Source organism: Janthinobacterium sp. FW305-128, from assembly GCF_020858135.1.
GTDB lineage: Bacteria > Pseudomonadota > Gammaproteobacteria > Burkholderiales > Burkholderiaceae_D > Janthinobacterium.
Genome location: NZ_JACYMK010000005.1, coordinates 344,653 through 360,384, shown reverse-complemented (window position 1 = coordinate 360,384; position 15,732 = coordinate 344,653). Strand labels below are relative to the sequence as shown.

Here is a 15,732-nt window from a genome sequence, read left to right as displayed (position 1 = left end):
CACCAGTCGTAGGTCGGGTTAGCCGGGACGGCGTAACCCGACAGGTGCCGCAGCGGTTTACACCGTATCTTGTCGGATTACGCTTCGCTAATCCGACCTGCCTCTTACCGCATCAATCACCAGTCGTAGGTCGGGTTAGCCGGGACGGCGTAACCCGACAGGTGCCGCAGCGGTTTACACCGTATCTTGTCGGATGACGCTTCGCTAATCCGACCTGCCTCTTACTGCATCAATCGCCAGTCGTAGGTCGGGTTAGCCGGGACGGCGTAACCCGACAGGTGCCGCAGAGGCTTACGCAGCGGCCATGCTCAAATATCCGCGCACCGTGCCGACTACGCTGTCGGCAAAATCGTCGACATTGACCTTCGCCGCGCGGTACTTCCAGCGTTTCACGTACCAGTCCTGGAACAGGGCCAGGCAGTGCGCCGCCAGCAGGGTGGGATCGCCCTGCGGCTTCGGTTCGATTTCGGCGATGGTGGCGGCGATCAGGGTCTGCACATACAGCTCGGAATTTTTCGCCATGCTGCGCTGCTCCACCTGCAGCACGCGCGAATCCATGAAGACGAAATAAAACCACGGCTGCAGCACTTCGGACAGGTAGATCGACGAGCGTATCATCGCCTCCAGGCGGTCCAGCGGCGACTTCACGTCAACGAACAGCAGCGGCAAGGCTTGCGTGGCGTGGCGCACCACGTCCTCGATCATTTCGGCCAATTGATCCTTGCTGGTGATGTAGCCATACAGGCCGCCCATCGACAGCCCCGTTTCGCGGCACAGGTCGCGCAAGCTCATGGCGCGGAAACCCACGTCATTGGCCAGGCGAAAGGTGGCGACAAAGATGCGTTCGAGATTTTCCAGCGCCGGCTTGCGGCGTTTGACGCCGATGCGCTCCGCGTGGCGGTCAAGAATATATTCCCAGATGTTTTCGCCATTTAAAGGCGTCATCTGCTGAAACTGTTCAAAATTAAAATGGGTCGACAAGTGCATTCCCAAGTAACGGTGTATGAGCAATGTAAGACAGCACCTGGGCGGCGCTGCAAGACGGCGGGACGGCGGATGCGGGGCCGATTATAGCTCAGGAAAACAACTATTTGACCTTTCAACTATGCAATGGACCCATACGCAACGCCAAATGCGCACAGTTATTGCGCTGCATCATGCAATTCACAGCAATTTAAATCCAGCGGTGCTACATTCAAAAAACCGAGCGCTCGCTATTTTTAATGCATCGAGAATGTAAGGAGTGCACGGTTCATCGCTACAGCATCGACATTTCCACTATTCAATAATAACGGAGACAAAATGAAGACTCGCTTTTGGCAACTGCTATCCACCCTGCTGCTTTCCCTCGCCATCCTGCCCGGCAGCGCCGGCGCCGCCGGTTACACGCAAACGAAGTACCCGATCGTGCTCGTGCACGGCCTGTTCGGCTTCGACAAGCTGGGGCCCGTCGACTATTTCTATGGCGTGTCCGACGCCCTGCGCAGCGGCGGCGCGCAAGTGTATGTGACCACCGTCTCGGCCGCCAACAGCACGGAAGTGCGCGGCGAGCAGCTGCTGTCGCAGGTGCGGCAAATCCTCGCCGCCACCGGCGCGGCCAAGGTCAATTTGATCGGCCACAGCCACGGCGGCCCCACGGCCCGCTATGTCGCCTCCGTGCGGCCCGACCTGGTGGCGTCCGTCACCAGCGTGGCCGGCGTCAACAAGGGTTCCAAGGTGGCCGATATCCTCAGCGGCGCCATTCCCAACACCAGCGGCGCGCTGGGCAATGCGCTCGCTTCCCTGATCGGCATCTTGTCGGGCAACAAGGGCTTGCCGCAAAACGCGGGCGCCTCGCTCACCTCGCTGTCCACGGCAGGTTCGCTGGCCTTCAATAGCCGCCATCCGCAAGGCGTGCCCACCTCCTCCTGCGGCGAAGGGGCCTACCAGGTGCAGGGCGTGCACTACTTTTCGTGGAGCGGCGCGCAACCGTACACGAATGTGCTCGACGTGGGCGACCCGGCGCTGGCGGCCATCAGCCTGGCCTTCGGCGGCGTGAAGAACGATGGTCTGGTCAGCAGCTGCTCCAGCCACCTGGGCAAGGTGATCCGCGACGACTACGCCATGAACCACCTCGATGAAGTCAACCAGTTCGTCGGCATCGTCAACCTGTTCGAGACGAACCCCGTCACCGTCTTCCGCCAGCAGGCCAACCGCCTGCAAGGCCTGGGACTGTAAGGAGGCTGCGATGCGCACGAACGCGAGATGGCTCATCGGCGGCAGCCTGGCGGCCCTGGTCCTGTACCTGGCATTGCGGCCGGGGGAGCCGCCCGCCCCGCCGCCGGAGAAGGCGGAACCGGACCTGTTCGCGTTCGTGCGCTCGATGGAAGGCACGCGGCCCGACGGCAACGTGACGGTGGCCGCCGGCGACAAGCTGGCGGTCGACGCGGAACTGGGCCACCTGTTCGACTACTACCTGGCGGGCCTCGGTGAAAAACCGCTGACCGCCATCCGCAGCCAGATCGAAGCAGAACTGGACCGGCGCCTCGCGCCCGTCCCCGCCCGCGAAGCCAAGCGCCTGCTGGGCGCTTACCTGGCATACAAGCAGGCGCTGGCCGGCGCGGAACAGGCCTTGCCGGCGCAGGCCGATCCCGCCGTGGCGGCGCGCGCGCGCCTGCAAGCGATGCGCGCCCTGCGCGGCAATTATTTTACGCCCGAGGAAAGCGCAGGCCTGTTCGGCGCCAGCGACGCATATGACGACGATGCCGTGGCGCGCATGGCTATCCTCGGCGACACCTCGCTCGACGAGGCGCAGCGCCAGGCGCAACTGGCCGTGCTGGACCAGAAAATGTCGCCCGCCCAGCGCGATGCGCGCGACGCACCCGTCAGGGTGGCGCAGCTGGACGCCTCGGTGAAGGCGTTGCGGGCCCAGGGCGGCGGCGAGAATGAAGTCTACCGCCTGCGTGCCAGCACCTTCACGCCGGCGGCGGCGGCGCGCCTGGCGGAACTGGACCGCGAGGAATCGCAGTGGCAGCAGCGCATCATCGCTTACCAGGCGCAAAAGGCGCAGCAGGCGGGCCTGCCCGGCGGCGCACAGGATGCTGCAGCGCTGCAGCAGCTGCGCGACGCCAGTTTCACGCCGGAGGAACAGCGCCGGCTGGGTGCCTACGAATAGCCATCAAGCCAGCTGCGCCAGCAACCGCGCCAGCAAAGCTGCTGCCGCCATCACGTCCGTGGTGTCGCGCCCCTGCCGGTAGCCGGCATGGACCGGGGCCAGCATGGCATGCGCGGCGGCGCCGTAGCCTTGCGCCTGCATCACGGCCGCCAGGCTGGTGGCGCAGCGCAGCTCCCAGCCCGGCGCCTGCTGGCCCCGGGCAAGCTGCAGCGCTTCTTCCAGCTGCACGCGCACCGCTTCCAGGCCGGCCGCATCGTCTTGCGCCAGCGCCCGCCAGCGGTGGTGCGCGTCGCGGCGCAGCACTTCCGGCGCGCTCCATGGCGCCAGTCCCGTGCGTGCGCGCCGCAGCGCCTGGCTATCGGCGGCCGCGTCGTGCAGCGTGGCCATCAAATCGATCTGTATCGGCCAGCTGCGCACGGCAGGCCAGGGAAATTCCGTCAGCGTATCGCCCGCGTCGAGCAGCCGCTGGTAGGCGGCGCCCCAGGCGCTCCAGTACAGCAAGCCATAGCGGGCCGCGTGCTCGCACAGCAGGCAAGTCCAGGCATGCGCCAGTCCCCGCTGCCCGCACCACAGGGCGACGGGAATGGCATTGATGGCCAGCGCCACGCACAGCGTGACGCCATTGTGCTCGAAGCCCACCGTCACCGCCTCGCGCGCCAGCGCCAGTGCGTCGTCGGCGCGGCCCTGCATCCACAGGCAGCGCGCCAGCGTGCCGCGCAGGCAAACCTGGTGATCGGCCAGCAAGGCGTTGTTGAAGCCAAGCTGCCCGGCGCCCTCGGGATGCGCGAGCACCATGCGCGCCAGCGCCGCCGATTCAGCGTAGCGTCCGCGCAAGTACTCGCCCGCCGAGCGCATGCGCGCCAGCACCAGCCGCATCGCCGTGTCGTCGCGCGCTTCGCACAGGAGGGCCAGCTGGGCCACGTAACTGTCGGCGCGCTGGAAATCGGCGAGCTGCAGGCTGCAGATCCACATGCCGCAAATCGCTTCCGCACGGCGGCTGTCATCGTCCGTGCGCATGGCCAGCGCATAGCCGCGCTGGAACGAACGCAGCATGGTGCCGGTGACGCCCTGCGTATGCAGCAGCAGGTGTGCCTGCGAGGCATGCAGCTGCATCTCGCTGTCGGGGTCATCCACTGCCTGCGCGGCCATGCACTCGAGCGCCCGCGCGACGCGCACGCGGTATTCATCCATCAGCGACAGCTGATAGAACAGGGGTTGCGCGGCCAGGGTCAGGGCCACGCCCAGCGCCACGTCGCCCTCCTCGCCGAAGGCCCAGTCGATGGCGGCCCGCAGGTCATCCACATGGCGGCCGTAGCGCGCGCTCCAGTGCGCCGGCGGCATGCTCTCCCAGTCGGCGGCGATGCGTCCGGCCAGGCCCAGGCAATGGCGCGCATGGCGCCGCAGCACGGCGCCGGCGTTCCCGCCCGCGGCCAGCTGCGCGCTAGCATACGCGCGCGTGGTGTCGAGCAGCCGGTAATACACGTGCTGGCAGCAAAACTCGATGCTGACGAGGGACTTGGCCGCCAGATCGGCCAGCGTGTCGAACACGTCGCAGCCCGTCACGGCGCTGGCCGACTCCAGGCGGAAGCGGCTCTTGAACACGCTCAGCGCCTGCAGCACCTGGCGCTCTTGCGCGTCGAGCAGGCCGTAGCTCCAGTCCAGGGTGGCGCGCAGGGTCTGGTGGCGCAAGGGCATGTTGCGCGCGCCGCGCGTGAGCAGGCGAAAGCGGTCGTCGAGCTGGCGGCGCAATTCATGCAAGCCGAAATGGCCGATGCGCCCGGCCGCCAGCTCCAGCGCCAGCGGGATGCCGTCGAGGCGCCGGCAGATATCCACCACCACGGGCACGTCGGCGTCGGCCAGCACGAAAGCACCGTCGACGGCCGCGCAGCGTTCGCAAAACAGCTGCACCGCGGCGAAATGCCGGGCCGCCGCCGCGTCGGGCACGGCATCGGCCGGCGGCAATTCCAGCGCGGGCAGCCGCAGCAGCTGCTCGCTGGTGATGCGCAGCGGCTCGCGGCTGGTGGCCAGAACGTGCAGCAGCGGCGCGCCCTTGAGCAAGGCGTCCGCCAGCATGGCGGCCGCGCCGATCACGTGCTCGCAGTTATCGAGCACGATCAGCATGTGGCGCGGGCGCAGGTAGGCCAGCAGGACCGGCATGGCGTCGCCGGCCGGCACCGCCACCCCCAGCGCCGTGGCCAGCGCCAGCGGCACCAGGCGGGCCTCGTCCAGCGGCGCCAGGTCGACGAAACACACGCCATCGGCATAGCGGCGCAGCACGCGCGTGGCCAGGACGACGGCCAGCGTGGTCTTGCCGATGCCGCCCGGACCGGCAATGCACAGCAGACGCAATTGCAGCAGCTGGTTGGCCATCGTTTGCAGCGCCTCGGCGCGGCCCAGCATGCGCGTCAGCATGACGGGCAGGTTGTGCCGCGGCTCGGCGCCGGCCGTTCCGGGCGCCGGCTGGCCCGTGTGCGCCAGCGGCGCCAGGAAGCCATAGCCGCGCCCGGGAACGGTGGTGATGTAGCGCTGGCCATCGCGGCCATCGCCGAGCGCCTTGCGCAGTGCCGCCAGGTGCACGCGCAAGGTCGCGTCGTCGACCACGGCATTGGGCCAGACAATGGCCACCAGTTCATGCTTGTCGACGATGTCGCCTGCGCGCTCCAGCAGGGCCAGCAGCAAGTCCATGGCCCGGCTGCCCAGGCGCAGCGCGCGATCGCCCTCGAACAGCACGCGTTCTAGCGGCAAAAGGCGAAACGGGCCGAAGACATAGGCCGGGACGGGACTGTTTATCATTCTTGCGTGGGGGAGAAGTGTTAAAGCATGCGGCTTGCAGTGGCCATATTTTACTGAGCATCCACGCCAGGCCGCATGGCGCCATGTTTCGGCACTGTTACAAGGCCGGCCGGCGCACCGTCGGCCAGCAGTGCGGCCACGTCGGCCGCGGACGCCGGGCGGTGCAGGTAAAAGCCCTGCACCTGGGGGCAGCCCAGCCGCCGCAGCCGCGCCAGCTGCTCGCCGTTTTCCACGCCTTCGGCCAGCACCTGCAAGCCCAGGCCGCGCGCCAGCGCAATGGTCGAGGCGACGATCACAGTGTCACTATCTGCGCTGCCTGCGCTGCCCAGGTCGCGGATGAAGCAGCGGTCGATCTTGATGGTGTGAATCGGCAGCATCCTGACATGGCTGAGCCCCGAATGACCGGTGCCATAGTCATCGAGCGAAATGGCCAGGCCCAGCGCGCGCAGCCGGCGCAAGACCTGCGTCGCCTGCGCCATGTCGTCGATGCAGCAGCTTTCCGTCACTTCCAGCTCCAGCAGGCCAGGCACGATGGCGTGCCGCCGCAGGCAGCGCAGCACGAAGTCCGGCAAGTGCGGCTGGCACAGCTGGCGCGCCGAGACATTCACCGCGACAGGCACCAAGGGCAGGCCCGCCGCGCGCCACTGCGCCAGCTGGCGGCAGGCGGCATCGATACCCCAGTTGCCCAGCGCGACGATGGCGTCGGTCTGCTCGGCCAGGCCGATGAATGCATTCGGGTAGATCAGGCCGTGGCGCGGGTGGTCCCAGCGCAGCAGCGCTTCCAGGCCCACCAGGCGCAGTTGCGCCGTATCAAACTTGCCCTGGTAGTGAAAACAGAATTCGCCGTCGCCGATGGCGCTGTCCAGGCGCGCCTGCAGCTCCCGGCTGCGCGCCGACGCCATGCGCGTGCCGCCGCGCCCATTCAGCGCCCGCCACAGCATGGCGCAACCCGGCGCCAGCGCCGCCAGTCCCGCCAGCGCCACGTGACGCGGCTGCGCATCGTCCAGCCAGATGCCCAACGGCAGGCAGACGGCCAGCGCAGCGCACAGCAGCGACCGCGCGCGCGGGCCGTGCCAGAACCTTGCCAGGCGCGCCACTAGGCCAGCAGGCGCGGCACGGCCGGCGCGCTCCGGCGCGGCAAGGCGTGCGCCGGCCCCTGCTGCAGGCGAAACACGCTGACCACCTGCAGCAGGTTCGCCGCCTCGCCTTCCAGCGATTGCGACGCGGCCGCAGCCTCCTCCACCAGGGCGGCGTTCTGCTGCGTCACCTCGTCCATCTGCACGACGGCCTGGCTGACCTGGCCGATGCCCGTGCTTTGCTCGGCGCTGGCAGCCGTGATGTCGGCCACCATCTGGCTCACGCGCCCCACGGCCGCCACCACTTCCTGCATGGTGGCGCCGGCCTGTGCGACCAGGGCCGCGCCCGCGTCGACCTGCTGGGTGGAATTGGCGATCAGGGCGCGGATATCGCGCGCCGCCGCGGCACTGCGCTGCGCCAGGCTGCGCACTTCCGTTGCCACGACGGCAAAGCCGCGCCCCTGCTCGCCCGCGCGCGCCGCTTCCACGGCCGCGTTCAAGGCCAGGATATTCGTCTGGAAGGCCAGCATGTCGATCACGCCGATGATGTCGGCAATCTGCGACGATGACGCGCTGATGGCGTCCATGGTGTGGATCACCTGGCCCACGGCTTGCCCGCCGGCGCCGGCGATGTTTGCCGCCTCGACGGCCAGGATGCTGGCATGGCGGGCATTGTCCGCGTTCTGCTGCACGGTGGAGCTGAGCTCCTCCATGGCCGACGCGGTCTGTTCGAGCGAACTGGCCTGCTCCTCGGTGCGCGACGACAGGTCGCTATTGCCGGCCGCGATCTGCGACGAGGCCGTGGCGATGGTGTCGGTGCCGCTGCGTACCCGCTGCACGATCTCGAGCAGGTTACCGTTCATGATGCACAGCGCGTCGAGCAGCTTGCCCGTTTCATCGCCGCCGTGGCGGCCGAAGGTCGATGTCAGGTCGCCGGCGGCCACGGTCTGCGCGACGGTCAAGGCATGGCGCAGCGGATGGACGATGCTGCGCGTGACCAGCCATGCCGTCACCAGCGAGAAACCGATGGCCAGGGCGCTCAGCGCCAGCATCATGGTGCGCGCCGACAGATATTCTGCGTGCACCTGGGCGCCCGCCTCTTCCATGCGGTCGTGCTGGTGCGTGATCAAGGTTTCCAGCGCCGCCATGTAGCGCAGCTGGTCGTTGCGCACGGTACCGAGCAGCAGCTCCGCCGCCTCGTCGCGCGCATCGGCCTCGAGCAGGGCCAGCACCTTGTCGCGGCCCTCGTTGAAGGTGGCGCGCGCCTGCGTCACGGCCGCCATCAGCGCGCGTCCCTGCTCCGACAGCACGATGCGTTCGAGCTGCGCCAGGCGCTGCTCCGTGTCCGCGCCCGCCCTGGCGATGCTCGCGCGCTCCTGCGCCAGCTGCTGCGGCTCCGTCATCAGCAGCAGGTTGCGCGAGGAGCGCGCGATGATGTTGACATTCTTGATGATGTCGTTGGCCAGCACGGTTTTCGGATACTTGTCATCGATCACGTCGCGCATGCGCAGCTCCAGGCTGGACAGGTGCAACATGCCCAGCGCGGCAGTCGCCAGCAGCAGCAAGGTCAACAACGCAAAAGAGCAGCGCAGGCGCGTGCCGATTTTCATATTTGCCATCATTATTCGCATCCTTCAATGTGGTGCATCATCGGTCACCGCGTCGGGCTCGCATGCAAGGCTGACGGCAATGGCTGCCGCCTGCCACGAATGGCTGGACGCAGCAGGCGGAGGGGTCAGCCGGGATGTGGCCGAGGCGGGAACAAGGGTGGTACGGCAGGCAGTGTGAGTTATCTCACAAGCAATGTCGCGTTAAGTTTTGAAAAGATTTGCTTAGATGACAAAACAGCTATTTTTATAACGCTGTTTTTTTAGTAAGTAGTAACCGCAGTGCGGGCTTGGGCGCACATGCAAAAACGGCCGCACAGGGCGGCCGTCCGGTCAGCGCCTGCTGGCGCCGTCAATCCGTCAATCCGTCAGAACACTTCCCACTCGTCGTCGCGCGATGCGCTCTGGCGCTGGGACGGCACGGCGCGCAAGGCCGGGCGGCCTGCAGCGGGGCGTGATGCGGGAGGCGATGCCGGACCCGGTGCGGGACGCCTGGGCGCGGCGCTGGCCACCGCGGCGCGCGGCGCGGCAGGCTTCACGCGCGCGGCCGGCGCCTGTGCGCCATCGAGCTTGAAGACGCTGACCACCTGGGCCAGCTGGCCCGATTGCTCCTGCAGCGATTCGGCCGCGGCGGCCGCCTCTTCCACCAGGGCCGCGTTTTGCTGCGTCACCTGGTCCATCTGGCCGATGGCCTGGTTGATCTGGTCGATGCCCGAGCTTTGCTCCTGCGTCGCCAGGCTGATCTCCGCCATGATGTCCGTTACGCGCTGCACGCTGGAGACGATTTCGGCCATCGTGCTGCCCGCCTCGGCCACCAGCTTGCTGCCCGTGTCGACGGCCACGACGGAGTCGCCGATCAGGGTCTTGATTTCCTTGGCGGCCGCCGCCGAGCGTTGCGCCAGATTGCGCACCTCGGTGGCCACGACCGCAAAGCCGCGTCCCTGCTCGCCCGCTCGCGCCGCTTCCACGGCCGCATTCAGGGCCAGGATATTCGTCTGGAAGGCGATGCCGTCGATGACGGAAATGATGTCGACGATCTTGCGCGACGAGTCGTTGATGGCGTCCATGGTTTCGACCACCTTGCCCACCACGGCGCCGCCCTTCACGGCCACGCCCGAGGCGGAGAGCGCCAGCTGATTCGCTTGCTGGGCGTTGTCGGCGTTCTGCCGCACGGTGGACGTCAGCTCTTCCATCGACGACGCCGTCTCTTCCAGCGAACTGGCCTGCTCTTCCGTGCGCGAGGACAGGTCCAGGTTGCCGCTGGCAATTTCCGACGACGCCGTGGCAATCGTCTCCGTGCCGCTGCGCACCTGGCCGACGATGTTCACGAGGCTGGTGTTCATGTCTTTCAGCGCCTGCAGCAGCTGGCCCGTTTCTTCCGTCGTGTGCACTTCGATGTGGCTGGTCAGGTCGCCCGAGGCCACCGTTTGCGCCACTTTCACGGCCGAATTGATCGGCTGCGTGATGGCCCGCGTGATGTAGGCGGCGCAGCCGATGCCCAGCGCGGAAGCCAGCAAGCCGAGGATGACCATCAGGCTTTCCGAGCGGATCACGGCGGCGCTGCCTTCCTTGACGCTGGCATCGGCCACGCCGTTATTGAGCTTGATGATCTCGTTGAGCGTGGCTTCGGCCTTGCTGAACAGGCTGCGCGAATCCTGGTACTGCTTGTAAAACGCCACGAACAGCTCTTTCTGCCGCGGCTCGTCGCGGTTGTCGGCCAGCTGGCGCAGGATGGCGCGCACCTTGTCGTCATCGCCCTTCCAGGCCGCCCATTCGTCCAGGAAACGCTTCCACAGCACGGCTTCCTCGGGGGTTTGCGGCAGCGGCTCGTACAGCTTGCGGCCTGCCTCGATATTGCTCCAGGCCTTGGTGCGCAGCTGCAGCGCTTCCGCGAACTTGTCCTGTGCCTGGTAATTGTTTTCATAGATGGCGGCCGTCAGGGTGGCGGCGGCGACGGCCGTCTGGCCCTCGTTCATCATCATCAGGCCCTGGATCGACGGCAGGCGCACCACGCCGATCTCATTGACGGCGGTCCCCACGGTGGCGATGCCCGTGTAGCCGCTGATGCCCACCACCAGCAAGGCCACCATCATCACGGCAACGAGCGTCGCCAGCTTCCATTTGATCAGTAAATTCTTAAACATGGCTAGGTCCTTTATAAAGTCACGACGACTGCTGGCGAAGTTGGGGCTGGCATGTTCGAGTAAAACAGCTGACACTTGTATAAAGGTGGCGGGGATAGGGCGTACGCTTCGTTACAATTGGCGAGATTTCATAAGTGAAAGCATAGTGGAAAATACGCTCGCTGGCTGCTACATACTTGATACAAAACAAGATTTCTTTCTTTACTGTGGCGCATATTGCACAGGGGACAGAAAAAACGGCCTGGCGCCCCGCTTTGGTGCAAAAAATCCCGATACGCCACTATTGGCTACGCAGTTGATAGTCGTATAAGATGAGCAACAAGCAAACAACAGGCAGACCATGGCTTATCCTATCGAACACAAACTGGTGATCGGGGTCGCTTCCAGCGCCCTGTTCGACCTGGCAGAATCGCACCAGGTCTACCTCGACAGCGGCCCCGAGGAATACCGCAAGTACCAGGAAGCGCATATCGACACGGTCCTGCCGCGCGGCGTGGCCTTCCCCTTCATTCGCCGCTTTCTGAACATCAACAAGCACTACCCGCGCCAGTCGCCCGTGGAAGTGGTGCTGTTTTCGCGCAATTCGCCGGAAACGGGCTTGCGCGTCATGCATTCGATCGCCCACTACGGCCTCGATATCTCGCGCGCCGCCTTCATGACGGGCAAGTCGCCCTATCCTTACCTGCCCGCCTTCAACGCCTCGCTCTTCCTCAGCGCGAACGAGGACGACGTGCGCAGCGCGCTGGCGTGCGACTATCCGGCCGGCCTGGTGCTGCCATCGCGCACGGAAGACGACGAAAACGACGAGGAACTGCGCGTGGCCTTCGATTTCGACGGCGTGATCGCCGACGACGAGGCGGAAACCGTGTTCAAGCGCAACAATGACGTCGATGAATTCCACGCCCATGAAACCCTGAACGTGGGCACGCCGCACCGCCCCGGCCCGCTGGCCGACCTGTTCCAGAAGCTGGCCACCATGCAGCGCCTGGAAGAAAAGGCGCAGCGGCGCGACCCCGGCTACAAAAAGATCCTGCGCATCGCCATCATCACGGCGCGCAACGCGCCCTCGCACGAACGGGTCGTGACGACCCTGAAAAGCTGGGGCGTGGCGGCCGACGAGACGTTTTTCCTCGGCGGCATGGACAAATCGCGCGTGCTGTCCGTGTTCAAGCCGCATATCTTCTTCGACGACCAGTTGAGCCACCTGAAATCGGCGGGCGGCACGATACCCATGGTGCATGTCCCATTCGGCATCGCCAATGTCCGCGCAGGATAAAACCTGCTGCGCGTCGCGCCTTGCGGCCTGCGATGCTCACCGTACTGGCGTACGGCTGCGCTTCTTGACCACAAATCGCTGCCGCTCGCGACGGTTTTCTCAAGCGCGGAGGTGCGGGCGATGGTCTATAATCTCGCCTGTCAGCGCCGTCACTGGCGGCGCGGCGCGCATCACAGCTGTTCCACTCAACTGCCTCTGCCACTAGTGTCATCGCCTGCATGTCCTTAGACTTAACGAAAGCCCTCCCCAAGCCCGGCAACCGCTACGCGCTGCCCGCCCTGTATGGTTCATCCGACGCCTATGCCCTGGCGCTGGCCGCACTGGAATTGAAAGCGCGGGGCCAGATGCTGGCCGTGGTGGTGGCGCAGGCCAGCGACGGCCAGCGCCTGCTCGATGAAATCCCGTGGTTTGGCGGCAAGGAACTGCGCTGCCATCTGCTACCGGACTGGGAAACCCTGCCCTACGACGCCTTTTCGCCGCACCAGGATCTGGTCTCCGAGCGCCTGGCCACGCTGCACGAAATCCAGACGCGCCAGTGCGACGTGCTGATCGTGCCGGCCACCACGGCGCTGGTGCGCCTGGCGCCGCCGTCCTTCCTGGCCGCCTACACCTTCTTCTTCAAGAAGGGTGAAACCCTGGACGAGGCGCGCCTGAAGTCGCAGCTGACCCTGGCCGGCTACAGCCATGTGTCGCAAGTGATGTCACCGGGCGAATACTCGGTGCGCGGCGGCCTGCTCGACCTGTTCCCCATGGGGTCCGCCCTGCCCTACCGGCTCGACCTGTTCGGCGACACCATCGAAACCATCCGCACCTTCGACGCCGACACCCAGCGCTCGCTCTACCCCGTGCATGAAGTGCGGCTGCTGCCGGGCCGCGAATTTCCCATGGACGAAGCGGCGCGCACCACCTTCCGCAACCGCTGGCGCGAGCAATTCGAAGGCGACCCGTCGCGCTCCGTCGTCTACAAGGACATCAGCAGCGGCATCGCCTCGGCCGGTATCGAATACTATCTGCCCCTGTTCTTCGAGCAGACGGCGACCCTGTTCGACTACCTGCCGCCCGACGCCTCACTGGCCCTGGTGGGCGAGATCGACGCCGCCATCGGCCGCTTCTGGACCGACACGCAGTCGCGCTACCGCTTTTTGAAGGCCGACCGCGAACGGCCGATTTTGCCGCCCGAAGCGCTGTTCCTGTCCGACGAGCAGTTCTTTGGCCTGGCCAAGCCGTATCCGCGCCTGGCGATTGCCAAATCGAACGATGCGCTGGCGTCCGAACTGTCGGCGCCGATTCCTAACATCGCCGTCAACCGCCGCGCCGACGACCCGCTGGCCAACCTGCGCAGCTATCTGCTGCAAGCGGGCCGCCGCGTGATGATCTGCGCCGAATCGAACGGCCGCCGCGAAACCCTGCAGCAGTACTTCAGCGAATACGACCTGCAGCTGACACCGGTGGAAGGCAGCGACGGTTTTCTGCAGTCCGACGCCAAGCTGATGCTGGGCGTGGCACCGCTGCACGCGGGCTTCGAGCTGTTTACGCCGGAAGGAAATCTATCCTTCATCACCGAGACGGAGCTGTATGCCGGTTCCGGCCGCCGGGTCGGCAGCAAGAAACAGGAAGGCGTGACGCAGGTCGAGTCGATGGTGCGCGACCTGTCCGAGCTGAAAATCGGCGACCCCGTCGTGCACATCAACCACGGCATCGGGCGCTACATGGGCCTGACCAGCATGGACCTGGGCGAAGGCGAGACGGAATTTTTGCACCTCGAGTACGCCAAGGACACCAAGCTGTACGTGCCCGTGTCGCAGCTGCATGTGATCTCGCGCTATTCGGGCGCCTCGCCGGAAGACGCGCCGCTGCATTCGCTCGGCTCGGGCCAGTGGGAAAAGGCGAAAAAGCGCGCCGCCGAACAGGTGCGCGACACGGCCGCCGAACTGCTCAACCTGTACGCGCGCCGCGCGCTGCGCCAGGGCCACTCGTTCGAATTCTCGTCGCACGACTACCAGCGCTTCGCCGACAGCTTCGGCTTCGACGAGACGCCGGACCAGGCCGAGGCGATCCACAACGTCATCAAGGACATGACGTCCGGTAAGCCGATGGACCGCCTCGTCTGTGGCGACGTCGGCTTCGGCAAGACGGAAGTGGCGCTGCGCGCCGCCTTCATCGCCGTCATGGGCGGCAAGCAGGTGGCCATCTTGGCGCCCACCACCCTGCTGGCCGAGCAGCACGCGCAAACCTTCGCCGACCGTTTCGCCGACTGGCCCGTGCGCATCGCCGAGCTGTCGCGCTTCCGCACCGGCAAGGAGATCACGCAGGCGTTCAAGGGCATGGCCGACGGCACCATCGACATCGTCATCGGCACACACAAGCTGCTGTCGGACGACGTGAAATTCACGCGCCTGGGCCTCGTCATCATCGATGAGGAACACCGGTTCGGCGTGCGCCAGAAGGAAGCCTTGAAAGCCTTGCGCGCGGAAGTGGACGTGCTGACCCTGACGGCCACGCCGATCCCGCGCACCCTGGGCATGGCGCTGGAAGGCTTGCGCGACTTTTCCATCATCGCCACGGCGCCGCAAAAGCGCCTGGCCATCAAGACGTTTGTCCGCAGCGAGGGCGAAGCCATCATCCGCGAAGCGTGCTTGCGCGAACTCAAACGCGGCGGCCAGATCTACTTCCTGCACAACGAGGTGGAAACCATCCAGAACCGCCTGGCCATGCTGACGGAACTGCTGCCCGAGGCGCGCATCGCCGTGGCGCACGGCCAGATGCACGAGCGCGACCTGGAAAAGGTCATGCGCGACTTCGTCGCCCAGCGCTTCAATATTTTGCTGTGCACGACGATCATCGAGACGGGTATCGACGTGCCGACGGCGAACACCATCATCATGCACCGCGCCGACAAGTTCGGCCTGGCGCAGCTGCACCAGTTGCGCGGCCGCGTTGGCCGCTCGCATCACCAGGCCTACGCCTACCTGCTGGTGCACGACGTGCAGGGCCTGACGAAACTGGCGCAGCGCCGCCTGGACGCCATCCAGCAGATGGAAGAACTGGGCAGCGGCTTTTACCTGGCCATGCACGACCTGGAAATCCGCGGCGCCGGCGAGGTGCTGGGCGAGAGCCAGTCGGGCGAGATGACGGAAATCGGCTTCCAGCTGTATTCGGACATGCTCAACGAAGCCGTGCGCTCGCTGAAGGCCGGCAAGGAACCGGACCTGGCCGCGCCGCTGGCCTCGACCACCGAGATCAACCTGCACGTGCCGGCCCTGCTGCCGGCGGACTTCTGCGGCGACGTGCACGAGCGCCTGTCGATCTACAAGCGCCTGGCCAACTGCGCCACGCAAGAGAAAATCGACGATATCCAGGAAGAGCTGATCGACCGCTTCGGCAAGCTGCCCGACGCCGTCAAGGCCCTGGTCGAGACGCACCGCCTGCGCATCGCGGCGAAAACCGTGGGCATCGTCAAGATCGACGTGCATGGCGAGGCGGCCACCCTGCAATTCATGGCCAAGCCGCCCATCGACCCGATGCGCATCATCGGCTTGATCCAGAAGAACCGCCATATCAAGCTGCATGGCCAGGACAAGCTGAAAATCACGGCAGCCATGCCGGACCTGGCCGCGCGCGTGACGCAGATCAAGACCACCATCAAGCAATTGACGGTGTAGACCATTTCGACCATTTATGC

Annotated in this window: 9 protein-coding genes; 4 read left to right on the top strand and 5 right to left on the bottom strand. The window is 65.9% G+C overall.

Going from position 1 to position 15,732, the window contains the following annotated elements:
• Positions 1–291 precede the first annotated feature (291 nt).
• Positions 292–945 carry a TetR/AcrR family transcriptional regulator gene (locus IGS60_RS13505; RefSeq protein ID WP_070220014.1) on the bottom strand — a complete coding sequence of 218 codons (654 nt, stop codon included), beginning with the start codon at positions 943–945 and terminating at the stop codon, positions 292–294.
• Positions 946–1,302: 357 nt separating this feature from the next.
• Between IGS60_RS13505 and IGS60_RS13500 the strand changes: the two genes are divergently transcribed.
• Together IGS60_RS13500 and IGS60_RS13495 are read left to right on the top strand one after the other, a co-directional pair.
• On the top strand, positions 1,303–2,217 hold the full coding sequence (locus tag IGS60_RS13500; protein WP_121669814.1) for a triacylglycerol lipase: 915 nt from the start codon (positions 1,303–1,305) through the stop codon (positions 2,215–2,217).
• Positions 2,218–2,227: 10 nt separating this feature from the next.
• Positions 2,228–3,154 carry a lipase secretion chaperone gene (locus tag IGS60_RS13495; RefSeq protein ID WP_230504911.1) on the top strand — a complete coding sequence of 309 codons (927 nt, stop codon included), beginning with the start codon at positions 2,228–2,230 and terminating at the stop codon, positions 3,152–3,154.
• Between the two features lie 3 nt (positions 3,155–3,157).
• Here IGS60_RS13495 and IGS60_RS13490 read toward each other — a convergent pair whose 3' ends face one another.
• The 4 genes from IGS60_RS13490 to IGS60_RS13470 form a co-directional block, all read right to left on the bottom strand.
• Positions 3,158–5,899 (bottom strand): winged helix-turn-helix domain-containing protein, encoded by a 2,742-nt coding sequence (locus IGS60_RS13490; RefSeq protein ID WP_230504909.1) that lies wholly within the window; start codon positions 5,897–5,899, stop codon positions 3,158–3,160.
• Positions 5,900–5,997: 98 nt separating this feature from the next.
• Positions 5,998–7,044: a bifunctional diguanylate cyclase/phosphodiesterase gene (locus IGS60_RS13485; protein WP_070219917.1), complete on the bottom strand. Its 1,047-nt coding sequence runs from the start codon at positions 7,042–7,044 to the stop codon at positions 5,998–6,000.
• Complete coding sequence (locus tag IGS60_RS28465) at positions 7,044–8,645, bottom strand: methyl-accepting chemotaxis protein (RefSeq protein WP_306798485.1); 1,602 nt, start codon at positions 8,643–8,645, stop codon at positions 7,044–7,046. The genes IGS60_RS13485 and IGS60_RS28465 overlap by 1 nt, the downstream gene beginning before the upstream one ends.
• A 353-nt stretch (positions 8,646–8,998) precedes the next feature.
• A complete protein-coding gene (locus tag IGS60_RS13470; RefSeq protein WP_070300218.1) occupies positions 8,999–10,774 on the bottom strand; it encodes a methyl-accepting chemotaxis protein in 1,776 nt (591 codons plus the stop codon).
• 340 nt (positions 10,775–11,114) lie between these two features.
• Here IGS60_RS13470 and IGS60_RS13465 point away from each other — a divergent pair, with 340 nt between their 5' ends.
• The gene (locus IGS60_RS13465; protein ID WP_121669819.1) at positions 11,115–12,050 is read left to right on the top strand and encodes a 5'-nucleotidase; all 936 of its coding nucleotides are present in this window, start codon (positions 11,115–11,117) and stop codon (positions 12,048–12,050) included.
• Between the two features lie 218 nt (positions 12,051–12,268).
• Positions 12,269–15,712, top strand: a complete 3,444-nt coding sequence (gene mfd / locus IGS60_RS13460; protein ID WP_070291552.1) for a transcription-repair coupling factor — start codon at positions 12,269–12,271, stop codon at positions 15,710–15,712.
• Positions 15,713–15,732: the final 20 nt, after the last annotated feature.